Below are 13,477 nucleotides of genomic sequence, written 5' to 3'. Positions count from 1 at the left end.
CTGCTCTCTCCCGTTCGTCAGACTTCGTACGCAGCGTCGGGCCGGGCGCCGCCCGTGGGCGCTCCGGCCGCCGGGGCGACGGGCTCCGGGGTGGCGGGCTCCGGGGTGGCGGGCTCCGGGGTGGCGGGCTCCGGGGCGACGGCCGCGGCCTGCTCGGCGACGGTGCGCAGGTCGAAGAGCCGGCCGACGCGGACGGCGCCGGGCCAGCGGCCTTCGAGGCGCAGGTGGAGTTCGACGATCCGGTGCGAGTTGCCGCCGACGGCGAAGAAGTCGTCGTCCGGTCCGAAGTCGCCGTGCCCGAGGACCTCGGTCCAGTAGCGCGTCACGAGCCGCGGGGCGCCGTCCGCCTCGACGGGCTCGTCGCGTCCGCCGAGGCCGTCCGGCCCGCCGGTCTCGCCGGGGTCGCCGGGGTCGCCGGTCTCGCCGGGGTCCTCGGCGAGCAGGGCGTGCAGCGCCTGGAGGTCGGTCTTGCCGGACGGCGCGAGCGGGAAGCCGGCCACCCGGACGAAGCGCTCCGGCCGGGCCTGGCCGCCGAGCAGGGCGGTGCAGTGCGCCAGCAGTTCGGCGGTGTCCGGCGCGGGGGCGGCGGGGTCGGCGGGGAGCCAGCACGCGGCCAGCGCGGTGGTGCCGTCGGGGCCGGTCACGGCGAGGACGGCAGCCTGCCGGACGGCGGGGTGGCGTTCCAGCGCCGCTTCGACGGCCTCGCGTTCGACCCGGACGCCGCGCACCTTGAGCTGCCCGTCGGCCCGGCCGCGGAACACCAGCGCCCCGGTGGGGTCGGCGGAGGCGAGGTCCCCGGTGCGGTACATCCGGGCGCCGGGGGTGGTGGCGAAGGGGTCGGGGAGGAAGCGCAGCGCGGTCTCGGCCGGGCGCCCGACGTAGCCCTCGGCGACCTGCGGCCCGGCCACGTACAGCTCACCGGTCCGCCCGGGCCCGACCGGGGCGAGCCGTTCGTCCAGCAGGTGGATCCGGTTGCCCGGGGTGGACCGCCCGATCGGGACGGGGTCGAGCGGCGCGGACGCGACCGGCTGGGCGAGCACGGTGACAGTGGTCTCGGTGGCGCCGTACTCGTTGACCAGCCGGGTGCCGGGCAGGACGGCCCGGTGCCGCTCGGCCTGCGCGGCCGACAGCGCCTCCCCGCCGACGATCCACTGCCGCAGGTGGGCGTCGGCGCCGGCCAGGTGGGGCAGCACCAGCACGTGGAACGAGGGCGGGCTGACCGCCACCTCGACCCGGTGGCGGCGGATCAGCGCGGCGGCGGCCTCCGGGTCGGGCAGGGCCCGTTCGTCGGGCAGCACCGCCGTGCCGCCGCCGCAGAGCGTGTGGAACAGCATCAGCAGCGGCGCGTCCCAGGAGAGCCGGGAGGCGGTGAAGGTGGTCGCGGCGGGGCCCTCGGCGCGGGAGGCGACCAGGTGGGCGAGCGCGCCGCGGGAGACCAGGACGGCCTTGGGCTCCCCGGTGGTCCCGGAGGTGGTGACGGCGTAGGCCGGTGCGGTCGGGGGCACCACGGCGTCCGACCGGCCTGCGTCCGGAGACACGGCCGGGGCCGGGGCCGGTCCGCTCTCGGCCACCACCGTGACGGGCTGTCCGCAGCCGGCCGTCAACTCCCGTACGGCGGCGGGCGGGGTGGCCGGGTCGCCGTCGTCGTACACCAGGACCGCGCAGCCGCTGTCGCGCAGCAGGGCGCGCACCATCGCGGCGGGGCGCTCGGGTTCCAGGACGCACCAGGCGGCGCCCAGCCGCAGCGCGGCCAGCATGCCGACGACGGTGCGCACGCCCTGGCGGCGGTGGATCAGGACGAGCCGACCGGGGGCGACCCCGACGGCGGCCAGCCGATCGGCCAACACGCCTGCTTCGAGATCGAGTTGACGATACGTCAGGCTCTGCTCGCCGACCGTCACGGCGGTCCGGTCGGGCAGCGTACGGAACCGCTCGCGCATCAGGTCGAGCACGTCGGGGGCAGGACGGCCGGCGGTCACGGGCGGGTCCCGTAGGCGTAGAAGCCCAGCCCGGTCTTGCGGCCGAAGTGTCCTCGCCGCACCAGGTCGAGCAGCAGGTCGCAGGGCCGGAACCGCTCGTCGCCGGTGGTCTCCAGCAGGACGTCGAGGGTGTCGACGATGGTGTCGAGCCCGATCAGGTCCGCCGTGCGCAGCGGGCCCATGGCGTGGCCGAAGCACTCCTGGAAGATCAGGTCGACGGTCTCCGCGTCGGCCACGCCCTCCTGCACCCGGGCGGCCGCGTCGTTGACCATCGGCATCAGCACCCGGTTGGAGACGAAACCCGGCGAGTCGCGGACGACGTGGGCGCGGCGGCCGACCCCCGCGAGCAGGGCGAGGGTGGTCTCCAGCGTCCGGGCGGTGGTGGCCGGGCCGCGCACCACCTCGACCGTCTCCTTGAGGTACGCGGGGTTCATGAAGTGCGTGGCGAGCACCCGGTCGGCCCGGTCGGTGTAGGAGGCGAGCCGCTCGACCGGGATCGCCGAGGTGCAGGAGGCGAACACCGTGGCGGGGGCGCAGACCCGGTCGAGCTCCCGGAGGACCCGCTCCTTGACGGCCAGCCGCTCGGAGGCGCACTCCACCACGAAGCCGGCCACCGCGAGCCGTCCGAACTCGTCCGTCCAGTCGACCAGTTCGACGGTCTCCGCCGCCGAGGGGCGGGCCTCGCCGGGGGTCTCGGCACGAGCCTCCCCGGGGGCCGGGCGGCGGCCGAGCAGCCGCGCGGCGCGCAGGCCGTCCCGCAGCCGGCCGGGGCCGGCGTCGAGGGCGGCCCGCTGCCGGTCGACCACCACCACGGGGTGCCCGGCCGCGGCGAAGACCTGGGCGACGGCGGTGCCCATCGTGCCGGCGCCGACGATCCCGACCGGGATCCGGTCGGTGCGGGCCGCCCGGGCCTCGCCTGCCTCGCGGTTCTGGGTGTCTTGCGGGTGCACGGTGTCCTTCCTGGTCACGACGGATTCCGGCCCGGTCACGGCCGGCTCCGGGCGTCGGGGGCGTCGGGGGCCTCGAGGGCGACAGGGGCGTTGGGCGCCGCGGGGGCCTCGGGGGTGATCAGCCGCAGGTGGCCCGGCGGTGGGGGCGGCGGAGCGGCGGGCGGGTAGCCGAGCAGCAGCCGACCCTCCCCCTCCTGGCCCACCACGGTGAACCCGGCGAACCGGAGGTTCACCAGCATCACCCGGTTGACGTCGGTGGGCACGAACTCGGCCAGCGGGCGGCGCCCTTCGGCGAGGGCTGCGCGCACGACGTGCCCGATCAGCGCCGGCCCGATGCCCCGGGACATCACCCGGCAGGACAGCAGGAGCAGCCGCAGCACCTCGGCCGGCCCGGCCGGGCCGTCGCCCTCCCGGTGCCCGGTCCGCTCGCTCAGCGCGAGGCCGATGGTGCCGTAGTCGCCGAACCGGTCGGTCAGTTCGGCCACCAGCACCCGGTGGTCGGGCGAGTCGCACAGCGCGCGCAGCTCCGGCAGGCCGCAGGTCCGGCCGGTGGTGTTGAGCTGGTGGGTGCGGACGGTGAGTTCGTGGGCGCGGGCGAGGTCGTCCGACCCGGCCCGACGGACCGTCAGCTCCAGTCCCAGTGAGGCGAGGAACTCCTCGGGGGTGCCCTGGTGATCCTCCCGGGCCTGGGTGCGGAGCGCCTCGCCGCGGTAACGCAACCGGCGTTCACGGGCGTCGGAGGTGACGAACTCGGGCCGGAACTCCGGCAGTTCGGCCAGTGCGGCGACCTGCTCGGCCGGGTAGCAGCGCACCACGGGGTGGGCGGCGGCCACTTCGGCGCGCTCGACCGGGTCGTTGTCGACGAAGGCCACGGTGTCCAGCCCGATGCCGATGGTCTCGGCGATCCGGCGCACCGCGCCCGACTTGGGCCCCCAGCCGATCTCCAGCACGGTGAACAGCTCGTGCAGTCCGAGCCGTTCCAGGTGCGCGGTGGCGACGGCCCGGTCGCTCCGGCTGGCGACGGCGTGCAGGACGCCGCGCTCGTCCAGCGCCCGCAGGGCGGCAGTCGCGGCGGGGAACGGCACCGGATCGTCGCCCTCCAGCACGGTGCCGTCCCAGAGCGTGTCGTCGAGATCCCAGACCAGGACCTTGACGGTCGGCTCCGCCCTACTCTGCTCCGCCCCGCCCTGCTCCGCCTTGCTCTGCTCCGCCCCGCTCTGCTGCGGCCCGGTCATCGGCGCACCCCCTGGCGCAACAGGCGGTCGGCGATGTGCAGTTCGGCGACCTGCGGGCTGCCCTCGATGATCTCCATCACCTTGGCGTCCCGGTAGAACCGGCCGGCCCGGACGCCGGGCTCGCAGCCCGCCGACCCGAGGATCTGGACGGCCCGGTCGGCGACCGCCTTCGCCGCCCCGGCCGCCGCGTACTTGGCGACCACGGTCTCGGTGGCGGCGCCCAGCGGCGAGCCGACCCGGGCCTCGGCGGCCCGCTCGGCCAGCGCCCGGGCGGCCGCCGTGTCGACGGCGGAGCGGGCGAGCAGCGAGCGCACCAGCTGGTGCCCGGCCAGCGGCACGCCGCCCTGGACCCGGCGCGCGGCGTGCTCGGCGGCGTCGGCCAGGCAGGCCTCCGCCATGCCGACGCAGCCCCAGGCCACCGTGAACCGGCCGTGGTCCAGCGCCACGGCGGCGGTGTGGGTCAGGCCCAGCCCGGGCGGCGCCACCAGGTTCTCCCGGGGCACCCGCACCCGGTCGAAGGTGAGGTGGGCGATCCGCGCGGCGCGCAGGCCGAGTTGGCCGCTGACGGGCTCGCGGACGATCCCGGGCCGGTCGGCCTCTACCAGGACGGCCGTCGGGCCGGCGTCGGTGCGCCCCAGCACCAGGAACACGTCGGCGCTCTGCCCGAAGGTCACCCAGCGCTTGGCGCCGGTGACGACCAGCCGTTCGCCGTCGTCCTCGATCCGCGTCCCGACCTCGGCGAGCGCGCTGCCGGCCTCCCGTTCGGTGGCGGCGAAGCCGGCGAGGCGTTCGCCGGAGGCCAGTGCGGGCAGCCACCGCGCGCGCTGCTCCTCGCCGCCCCAGCGCAGCAGCGCCGCGGCCGTCATGCCCTGGACGGTGAGCAGCGCGCGCAGGGCGCCACAGACGCCGCCCAGGTGCGCGACGGCCTCGCCCAGCTGGGCCGGGGTGGCGCCGGCGCCGCCGTGGCGGGCGGGCAGGTCGAGGCCGAGCAGCCCGGCGGCGGCCACCGCGCGGACGGCCTCGTCGGGCAGCGCGCCCTGCTCGTCCCAGCGGGCGGCATCGTCGCGGACGGCGGCGGCCAGCTCGGCGGCGGCGTCGACCACCGGAGCCCCCAGGTCGGACGGGGCGGACGGACGGGTCTCGCTAGCCGTGGGCGGCACAGCCGGCCCCCGTCTCCCCGCCCGCGCCCAGGCCGGCCCGCTTGCGCTCGACCAGCGCGGCGATCCGCTCGGCGGTGCGGAAGGAGTCCAGGTCGAGGTCGTCCACCTCGATCCGGATGTCGAACCGCTCCTCGACGAAGACCACCAGCTCCAGCGCGAACAGCGAGTCCGCGAGCCCCAGTGCGAAGTAGTCCTCGTCCGGCGCCACCGGCCGGCGCAGTGCGACGGTCAGGAACTCCCGTATCTCGATTGCCGTGTCGGTCACGCGGTGCTCTCCCAGGGTCCGATTTCCACCAGCAGCAGGTTCCAGGCCGCCACCGGGCTGACGTTGACCAGGACGACCCGGTCGCCCTCGGCCAGCCGCCCGTTCGCCAGCGCCGTCCAGAGGTTGAGGAAGACGTCGTTCGGCCCCAGGTGGCCGTACCGGGCCAGGTTCTCCCGGCACTCCGGCAGGAGTTCGACACCCAGCGACTCCGCCAGGAAGCGCAGTCCGCCCGCCGAGAGGTTCTGGCTGGCGTAGCCGGCGACGTCGGCGCGGTCGAGGCCGTGCCGCTTGAGCAGCCGCTCCAGGAGCGCGGTGAGCCGGTTCCTGGTCTCCACCGCGAGCCGGAAGGAGTAGCCGGGCAGGTCCCGGCACTCCTCCTGCCAGCGCTCCCAGGGGCGGTCCCGGTAGTCCACCCGGAAGAGGTCCCAGTACGCGCCGTTGGTCTCCTGGACCAGGTCGAGCACCCGCACCGGGCCGGTGCGGGCGAGCAGCAGGGCCTGCCCGGCGTCCCCGTTGACGGTGACGGGGTGCCGGTAGCGGCCGGGAGTGGCCGGGGTGGAGGCGTGCGCGACCAGGACGTGCCGGACGTCCGGGTCGGCGGCGAGCAGTCCGCGGGCGGCGAGCAGGGCCGGGCCGAGCGAGACGCAGCCGAGGCCGCCGACGCCGAAGGTGACGGCCTGGTCGGCGCCGAGCCGGGCCTGGAGCCTGGTCGCCTCGGAGCTGAGCAGGGTCTCGGGGGCCCGGGAGTCGACGACGATCAGGGCGTCCAGGTCCTGGGCGGCGAGCCCGGCGCCGGCGAGCGCGCTGCGGGCCGCCCGCTCGGCCAGCCCGGTCGGGCCGAGTTCGCGGTCGACGGCCACGGTGTCGATCCCCAGGCCGGCCAGCGTGGTTCGGCGCTCGCCGTCCAGGCCCGCCAGTTCGGGCAGTTCGCCGACCGGCACCCGCTGCTCCGGCAGATGCCAGGCCGCCTCGCGCACCGCGAGCGGCGCGGCGGCGCCGCCCGTCCTCGTCGTCACCATGCCGTGTCCTCGACTCTCCACTGTCCGTCCGGGCGTCTCTCGGTGTCGTACGGTCGCGTTCCGGGCCGAGCCGGGGCGCGGCTCAGGCACTGCGCAGGCAGCCGTCCGCCGCCGACTCGGCGTAGGCCTCGCCCAGTTCCCGCACCGCCTCGGCGACGCCGCTGCGGGGCACCCCGGCGTACCCCACCACCAGGGCCGGCCCGGACTGCCAGGACCGGTGGTGGTACGAGCGGCCGCCGCGCACCAGCACCGAGCGGCGCAGCGCCCGGGCGACCAGCGCGGCCTCGTCCACCCGGTGCGGGAGCTGGACGTAGGCGTGCAGCCCGGCGAAGGCGCCCACGATCCGGGCCCCCGGCAGCCGGCGCCGCACGGCCTCGTGGAAGACCTCGCGGCGGGCCCGCAGCCGTTCGCGCTGGCGCCGCAGGTGGCGGTCGAGTTCGCCGCCGTCCAGCAGTTCGGCGAACGCGTGCTGGGTGAACACGTCGCAGCCGAGGTCCCGTTGGGAGCGGACCTCCTCCAGGCGGCGGCGCAGCCGGGGCGGGGCGACCAGCCAGCCCAGCCGCATCCCGGAGGCCAGCGACTTGCTCGCGGTGCCCGCGTAGAGCACCCGGGAGGGGGACAGCCGTTGCAGCGCGGTGGGCCGGCGGCCGTGGTCCAGCCAGAGGTCGCCGTCGTAGTCGTCCTCGATGATCCAGCCGTCCACGTCCTCCGCCCAGCGGACCAGGGCGGCCCGCCGCTCGGCGCTGAGCACGGCGCCGGTGGGGAACTGGTGGGCGGGGGTGACCAGCACCGCGCGGGCGCCGGTGCGGGCCAGCGCGGCCACGTCGATGCCCTGCTCGTCGACCGGGACGGACGGGCAGTCCAGGCCCGACTCGACGATGAACTGGCGCTGCTGCGGGTGGCACGGGTCCTCGACGGCGAGCGCGCCGAGGCCGGTGCGGGGCAGCGTGGCGCAGACCAGGCCGAGCGTCTGGGCGAACCCGGACACCACCATGACGTGCTCGGGGGTGGTGTGCACGCCGCGCGCCCGCCCGAGGTAGCGGGCGAGTTCGGCGCGCAGCGCCGGGACGCCGGACACCGGCGGGTACCCGAGGTCGCGCGGGCCGAGCCGGCGCGCGGCCCGCTGGTAGGCGGCCAGCCACTCGCGTTGGGGGAAGGCGGAGGCGTCGGCGCCGCCGGCCCGCAGGTCCCAGCGGATCACCGGGGCGGGGCGGGCGTCGCCGAGCAGGGTCGGCATCCGGGTGCCCCGGTCCAGGTGGGTGGCGACCCGGGTGCCCGACCCCCGGGTCGCCTCCAGGTAGCCGCCGGCGACGAGTTGCCCGTAGGCCTCGACGACGACGCTGCGGGACACCCGGAGGTCCTCGGCGAGCTGACGGCTCGACGGCAGCCGGGTGCCGGGGTGCAGCGCCCCCTCGGCGATCTCCCGCTTGATGCCGTCCCGGATCTGGGCGGTCAGCGGGAGCACGTCCTCCCGTGCCACGTCGATCAAGGTGTTCCAGGGCATGCTTGGTTCCTCCCTCCCCCGCCCACGGCGGCCCTGTCAAAGCCCTCCGGACCTGTTCAGCCCGTCGGCCCGGCCCTGCCCGGCCCGTCAGCCCGGTGGCCCTAGCGGGCCTCGGACAGACCGGACCGCTCGGTGTCCAGCAGCGCCCGCAGGGACGCGGCCCGGACGGCCCGGCCGACGGCCTCGCCCTCCTCCTCGGCGATGCCGACTCCCCAGTAGGAGTGGGAGTCCACGACGATCTCGAAGGCGGCGGTGACCGCGTTCAGCGGTGCGCCGGCCCGCTCCACGACGAGGCCCTGGACGACGGCGTCGAGCCCGTAGCCGGCCACCGCCTCGGCGGTGGCCCCGCTCCAGCGGGTGTCGCCGGGCTCCGCCACCAGCGGCTCCGGCTCCGGCAGGCCGGGCACGGTCTCGGTGCCCAGCGCCACGTACCGCTCGACGAAGTGCTCCCACAGCTGGTCGCCGGTGATCTCGCCGCCGATCTCCTCGCAGACCGCCTGCATCTCGGCGGCGAAGTCGATCTGGAGGCGGCGCGGCAGCTCGATGCCGTACTCGGTGCGCAGCAGGTGGGCGATGCCGCCCTTGCCGGACTGGGTGTTGATCCGGATCAGCGCCTGGTAGTCGCGGCCGATGTCGCGCGGGTCGATCGGCAGGTACGGCACGTCCCAGACCTCCTGCCCGGACTCCTCGCGGGCGCGCAGGCCCTTGGCGATGGCGTCCTGGTGGGAGCCTGCGAAGGAGGTGTAGACGAAGTCGCCGGCCCACGGATGGCGGGCGTGGACGGGCATCTGGTTGCAGCTCTCGACGATGCGGCGGATGCCGTCGATGTCGCTCAGGTCCAGCATCGGGTCGACGCCCTGGGAGAACAGGTTCATGGCCAGGGTGACCAGACAGACGTTGCCGGAGCGCTCGCCGTTGCCGAACAGGGTGCCCTCGACCCGGTCCGCCCCGGCGAGGACGGCGAGTTCGGCGGCGGCGACGCCGCTGCCGCGGTCGTTGTGCGGGTGCACGCCGAGGATGGTGCGCTCGCGGTGGAGCAGGTTGCGGTGGGTGTACTCGATCCGGTCGGCGAACTCCTGCGGCGGGAACACCTCGACGGTGGAGGGCAGGTTGATCCGCAGCGTGTGCGCGGCCCGCGGGGCCCAGAAGTCGAGGACGGCGTTGCAGAGTTCGAGCGCGTAGTCCGGCTCGGTCTGGGTGTAGGACTCCGGCGCGTACTGGAGGTAGATCTCCGTGCCGGGGATCGAGTCCTGGAGTTTGAGGGCCTGTTCGGCCCCGTCGAGCGCCATGGCGGTGGTCTGCCGGCGGTCCTTGCGGAAGACCAGGCGGCGCTGGACCTCCGAGGTCGGGTTGAAGATCTGGAGGACGGCGCGCGGCACGCCCTCCAGGGCCTTGACGGTGCGTTCGATGAAGTCGCCGCGGATCGGCGTCATGACCTGGACGACGACGTCGTCCGGGATCGCGCCGGTGTCGACGAGGTGGCGGAGGAAGGCGTGGTCGTCCTGCGAGGAGGTGGGGAAGCCGACCTCGATCTCCTTGAACCCCATGGCGACCAGCAGGTCGAACATCCGCCGCTTGCGGGTGATGTCCATGGGGTCGGTCAGGGCCTGGTTGCCGTCCCTCAGGTCGACGCTGCACCACAGCGGGGCCTGCTCCGCGCGGCGGCCCGGCCAGCCGCGGTCGGGCAGCCCGACCGCCTGGTACGGCTGGTACTTCCGGACCGGCATCGCGCTGTGGCGCTGGATGCCCTGGTCGCGGGCGGGTGTGCCCTGCGGCGTGTCCGCGTCGGTGGGTTGAGCGGTCATCTCTCCTCCACAACGGTGGTCTGGGCGTCTTGTGGGGACGCTCTGCTAGCTCTGCTAGGCGGGCCAGGTGCTGAACTGTCTCCTCCCGTAGAGCAGCGGCGACGCGTCGCTGAGCTCGGTGATCCGGATGACCTCGCCGAAGACCATCCGCTGGCCGCCGACGGGGACCAGCTGGCTGACCCGGCAGTCGGCCACCGCGTGGGCGTCGTGGACGAGGTGGGGTCCGCCGGCGCCGGGGGGCAGCCGCCAGGTGGTCGCGTCGAACCGGTCCGGGTCGCCGGAGGCGAACAGTTCGGCGGTGCCGCGGCCCTCGGCGTGCAGCAGGTTCACCGCGAACTGGCCGCTGCGCAGCACGGCCTTCAGGGTCGGGCTCTCCGCCCGCATGCCGACCAGCAGGGTGGGCGGTTCGACGGTGACACTGCACAGGGCGGAGCAGGTCATGCCCCAGGGCCGGCCCGCGTCGTCCAGCGAGGTGACGATGGCGACGCCGCTCGGGAAGCCGGACATGAAGGTCCGGAAATCGGAGGGGGTTGAGGTGACGAGTTCCACGTGATTCACCGCTCGACTGGGTAGGGGACCGGCTCCGCGGTCCGGGGCGCGTCCACGCTCGCCGTGCGCCGGTCGATGACCCACAGCAGCGGACCGCTGAGCACCGTCGTGAACAGGGCCATCACGACGAGGGCGAGGAAGAGCGCCGGGGTGAGGATCCCGGCCTGGTAACCCGTCTGGAGGACGGCGAGCTCCGTCAGGCCGCGGGCGTTGAGGAACACTGCGATCCGCATGGACTCGACCGGAGGCCGGCCGGCCGCCCGGGCGCCGTAGTAGCTGCCGACCAGCTTGCCGAAGATCGCGAGCACCACGGACAGGACGACGGCCTGCCAGGAGAACACGCTGAGCGGCGCCGAGGCGAGGCCCATGCCGGTCACCGTGAACAGCAGCGGCAGCACGATCCGGCCCCAGCCGCCGACGGTGTGGGCGGCCCTGGTCCAGGGGCCGGCGCCGTCGTCGCCCGGCAGCGCCAGGGCGACCAGGACGGCGCCGAGCACGTCGGTGAGGCCCAGCCGCGAGGTGGTCAGGGCGGCGGCCACGGCCGCGGCGGCGGTCAGCCCGATCGGCACCGCCACCGGGATCCGCTCGGCCCAGGCCCGGGGCCCGGGCAGGGCTCCGGCCCGGCGGAGCAGCCAGGCTCCCAGCAGGCCGACGACGAACACCAGGTACGGGGTGATCTTCCCGCCGCCGTGCGCCAGGCCGACCGCGATCGCCAGCAGCGACCAGGTGACGGCGTCGATGGAGACCGCGACCGCCATGCAGAGCCGGCCGATCGCGGTGTTGAGCATGCCGCGGTCGTCCAGGATGCCGGCCAGCACCGGTACGGCGGTGACCGCCAGCGCGATCGCCAGCATCAGGACCAGCACCCCGGCCGGGGCGCCGCCGCGCAGGGCCGGGGAGCCGTCGGCCAGCACCCACGCGGCGAACGCGACGCCGCAGCCGAGCGGCAGCAGCAGCGAACCGGTGGCGGTCATCGCGATGGTGCGCCCGCCCAGCCGACTGCCGCCGGCCCGGATCTCGTGGACGGCGCCCACCAGGAAGAGCGCGAGGCCGAGGTGGCCCGCCTTCTCCAGGACGGCCCCGCCGTCCATGGTGGCCGGCTTCCAGTGCCACTGGCTCGCCAGCAGCGCACCGAGCAGGAGGCAGGCCATGATCTCGCCGACGATCTCCGGCTGCCGCAGCAGCTTCGCCAGCCGGCGTCCGAGCAGTGCCACGGGGACGAGCAGAGCGAGCGTCACCGCGGCCGGTACGTACGGAAGACTGTCCATGGTGCCTCCTTTCTCGGGGCGCCGAAGGGTCAGTGCATCTGGGCGAGGTACTCGTACTGGCTGGGCAGGCGCTTCAGGAGCTCGGCGGACTGGTCGCTCAGCAACTGGAACTCCTTCTCCGCGCGGCTGCCGTCCTGAAGGGCGAGCGCGGGCGGGGCCTTGAGCTCGATGCCGCCGAGGCCGAGCAGCATGGCCAGGTAGGAGTAGGACTCGAACCCGTGGAAGTGCGGGAAGATGGTGGCCTCCGTCGGAGGCTTGGCCTTCCACAGCTCGATCCGCTCGGCCAGGCCGTCGGGCATCACCCGGGTCTTGGCGTCCCGCCAGTAGGCGTTGTCCTCGCGGGCCGCGGCCTTGTAGTGCAGGACGAGGAACTCCCGTACGCCGTCGATGGTGTTGCCGACGATGCGGTTGTAGGAGCGGCGCAGCCCCGGGTCCCAGTCGGCGTCCGGGAAGTGCTTGACCAGTTCCTCGATGCCCTGCTGGATGAAGAAGATGCCGGTCGACTCGAGGGGCTCGACGAAGCCGCTGGACAGGCCGATGGCGACGCAGTTGTTGACCCAGGCGTTGCGGGTGCGGCCGATCCGCATCCTGATGTGGTTGGCCTCCAGGCCCTCCGCCTCCGGGCCGACCTTGGCCCGCAGCGTGGCCTCGGCCTCCTCGGGCGTCGCGTACTCGTCGGAGTAGACGTAGCCGGTGCCGATGCGGCCGAACAGCGGGATGGTCCAGATCCAGCCGGCGTCCGAGGCGGTGGCGGTGGTGCAGGGGCGCAGGCCGCGCTTCTCCATGTCGACCGGGACGCGCAGCGCCACCGCGCGGTTGTTGGGCAGGGTGTCCTGGAAGGAGGTGAACGGCTCCTCCAGGGTCTGGTTGATCAGCAGGCCGCGGAAGCCGGTGCAGTCGATGAAGAGGTCGCCCTCGATCAGGCCGTGTTCCTTGGTGCGCACGCCGCTGATCCAGCCGCGCTCGTCCTGGACGACCTCGACGACGTCGTCCTCGATGTGCTTGGCGCCGCGCTCGGTGGCGTACCCGGAGAGGAAGTCGGCCAGCAGCGAGGCGTCGAACTGGTAGGCGTACGGGAACTGGGTGTCCTGCTCCGTGAGGGTGTCGCGCTCGGTCGTGTTGCCGCCCTCCTTGAAGTCCTGCTCGAAGAGGGTGCCGTCGAGGTAGCGCGGGGACTTCTCGGCGTCGCAGATCGCGGCCATCAGGAACACGTCCTGGTCGAAGCGGTCGCCGGAGCGGCTGTTCAGCCACCAGTCGGTGAGCGGCAGGCCGTCGACGACCCGGAGGCGCTCGAAGGGGTGGTAGAAGTAGTGGCCCTTGCGCCGCCAGTTCTCGAATCGGATGCCGAGCTTGTAGGTGGCATTGCACTTGGGCATCCAGACGTGCTCCGGCAGGCCCAGGTAGTTGAAGAAATGCCGGACGGTGCTGAAGGTCGCCTCGCCGACCCCGATGGACTTGATTCGCTTGGATTCCACCAGCGTGACGGAAATGCGATCGCCGAATGCGGCGCGCAGGTACGAGGCGGCCATCCAACCGGATGTCCCACCACCGACGATGACGACGTTGCCCAGCATTCCTGACCCTCTCAGCCGGTCGTTCAACCCGGAGCCCCGGGCTGTCCCATGGCTCGAAATCCTGCGGCAGCGGAGCCTCCGGAAAACAGGCTTTTAAGCCTCAGCGGAAACACGCACTCCAGCGCGTACCGGCGTTCGCCGGGGGTTTTCCGACATGCCGAACAGATGA

The 13,477-nt window shown here is 74.5% G+C and carries 11 protein-coding genes; all 11 read right to left on the bottom strand.

Going from position 1 to position 13,477, the window contains the following annotated elements; all coding sequences use genetic code 11:
- Window positions 1-17: 17 nt before the first annotated feature.
- The 11 genes from AB0P03_RS22505 to AB0P03_RS22455 all read right to left on the bottom strand — a co-directional run bounded on the left by AB0P03_RS22505 (window position 18) and on the right by AB0P03_RS22455 (window position 13,308).
- Entirely contained in the window at window positions 18-1,979 is a 1,962-nt protein-coding gene (locus tag AB0P03_RS22505; RefSeq protein WP_363630435.1) for an amino acid adenylation domain-containing protein, read from the bottom strand.
- Window positions 1,976-2,947, bottom strand: a complete 972-nt coding sequence (locus AB0P03_RS22500) for a 3-hydroxyacyl-CoA dehydrogenase family protein (protein ID WP_363623369.1) — start codon at window positions 2,945-2,947, stop codon at window positions 1,976-1,978. Before AB0P03_RS22500 ends, AB0P03_RS22505 begins: the two co-directional genes overlap by 4 nt.
- A gap of 17 nt (window positions 2,948-2,964) precedes the next feature.
- Window positions 2,965-4,164 (bottom strand): HAD-IIIC family phosphatase, encoded by a 1,200-nt coding sequence (locus tag AB0P03_RS22495; RefSeq protein WP_363630433.1) that lies wholly within the window; start codon window positions 4,162-4,164, stop codon window positions 2,965-2,967.
- On the bottom strand, window positions 4,161-5,324 hold the full coding sequence (locus AB0P03_RS22490) for an acyl-CoA dehydrogenase family protein (RefSeq protein WP_363630431.1): 1,164 nt from the start codon (window positions 5,322-5,324) through the stop codon (window positions 4,161-4,163). Before AB0P03_RS22490 ends, AB0P03_RS22495 begins: the two co-directional genes overlap by 4 nt.
- Window positions 5,308-5,589 (bottom strand): phosphopantetheine-binding protein, encoded by a 282-nt coding sequence (locus AB0P03_RS22485; protein ID WP_363585108.1) that lies wholly within the window; start codon window positions 5,587-5,589, stop codon window positions 5,308-5,310. Before AB0P03_RS22485 ends, AB0P03_RS22490 begins: the two co-directional genes overlap by 17 nt.
- The gene (locus AB0P03_RS22480; RefSeq protein ID WP_363630429.1) at window positions 5,586-6,608 is read right to left on the bottom strand and encodes a 3-oxoacyl-[acyl-carrier-protein] synthase III C-terminal domain-containing protein; all 1,023 of its coding nucleotides are present in this window, start codon (window positions 6,606-6,608) and stop codon (window positions 5,586-5,588) included. The genes AB0P03_RS22485 and AB0P03_RS22480 overlap by 4 nt, the downstream gene beginning before the upstream one ends.
- Before the next feature lie 82 nt (window positions 6,609-6,690).
- Complete coding sequence (locus tag AB0P03_RS22475) at window positions 6,691-8,112, bottom strand: PLP-dependent aminotransferase family protein (protein ID WP_363585112.1); 1,422 nt, start codon at window positions 8,110-8,112, stop codon at window positions 6,691-6,693.
- Between the two features lie 101 nt (window positions 8,113-8,213).
- Window positions 8,214-9,917 (bottom strand): 2-isopropylmalate synthase, encoded by a 1,704-nt coding sequence (locus tag AB0P03_RS22470; protein WP_363585114.1) that lies wholly within the window; start codon window positions 9,915-9,917, stop codon window positions 8,214-8,216.
- A 54-nt stretch (window positions 9,918-9,971) separates the two neighbouring features.
- The gene (locus AB0P03_RS22465) at window positions 9,972-10,424 is read right to left on the bottom strand and encodes a flavin reductase family protein (protein ID WP_363585116.1); all 453 of its coding nucleotides are present in this window, start codon (window positions 10,422-10,424) and stop codon (window positions 9,972-9,974) included.
- 47 nt (window positions 10,425-10,471) lie between these two features.
- A complete protein-coding gene (locus AB0P03_RS22460; RefSeq protein ID WP_363585118.1) occupies window positions 10,472-11,734 on the bottom strand; it encodes a cation:proton antiporter in 1,263 nt (420 codons plus the stop codon).
- Window positions 11,735-11,763: 29 nt separating this feature from the next.
- Window positions 11,764-13,308 carry a tryptophan halogenase family protein gene (locus AB0P03_RS22455; RefSeq protein WP_363585120.1) on the bottom strand — a complete coding sequence of 515 codons (1,545 nt, stop codon included), beginning with the start codon at window positions 13,306-13,308 and terminating at the stop codon, window positions 11,764-11,766.
- Window positions 13,309-13,477 lie beyond the last annotated feature (169 nt).

Source organism: Kitasatospora sp. NPDC088779 (assembly GCF_040685395.1).
Classification (GTDB): Bacteria; Actinomycetota; Actinomycetes; order Streptomycetales; family Streptomycetaceae; genus Kitasatospora.
This window is presented reverse-complemented; position numbering and strand designations above follow the sequence as displayed.

What these genes read in the sequence shown, in the direction of transcription:
- AB0P03_RS22495 (WP_363630433.1), bottom strand. Translation starts at nt 4,164, where the DNA reads ATGACCGGGCCGCAGCAGAGCGGGGCGGAGCAGAGCAAGGCGGAGCAG.
- AB0P03_RS22480 (WP_363630429.1), bottom strand. Translation starts at nt 6,608, where the DNA reads ATGGTGACGACGAGGACGGGCGGCGCCGCCGCGCCGCTCGCGGTGCGC.
- AB0P03_RS22475 (WP_363585112.1), bottom strand. Translation starts at nt 8,112, where the DNA reads ATGCCCTGGAACACCTTGATCGACGTGGCACGGGAGGACGTGCTCCCG.
- AB0P03_RS22470 (WP_363585114.1), bottom strand. Translation starts at nt 9,917, where the DNA reads ATGACCGCTCAACCCACCGACGCGGACACGCCGCAGGGCACACCCGCC.
- AB0P03_RS22465 (WP_363585116.1), bottom strand. Translation starts at nt 10,424, where the DNA reads ATGTCCGGCTTCCCGAGCGGCGTCGCCATCGTCACCTCGCTGGACGAC.
- AB0P03_RS22460 (WP_363585118.1), bottom strand. Translation starts at nt 11,734, where the DNA reads ATGGACAGTCTTCCGTACGTACCGGCCGCGGTGACGCTCGCTCTGCTC.
- AB0P03_RS22455 (WP_363585120.1), bottom strand. Translation starts at nt 13,308, where the DNA reads ATGCTGGGCAACGTCGTCATCGTCGGTGGTGGGACATCCGGTTGGATG.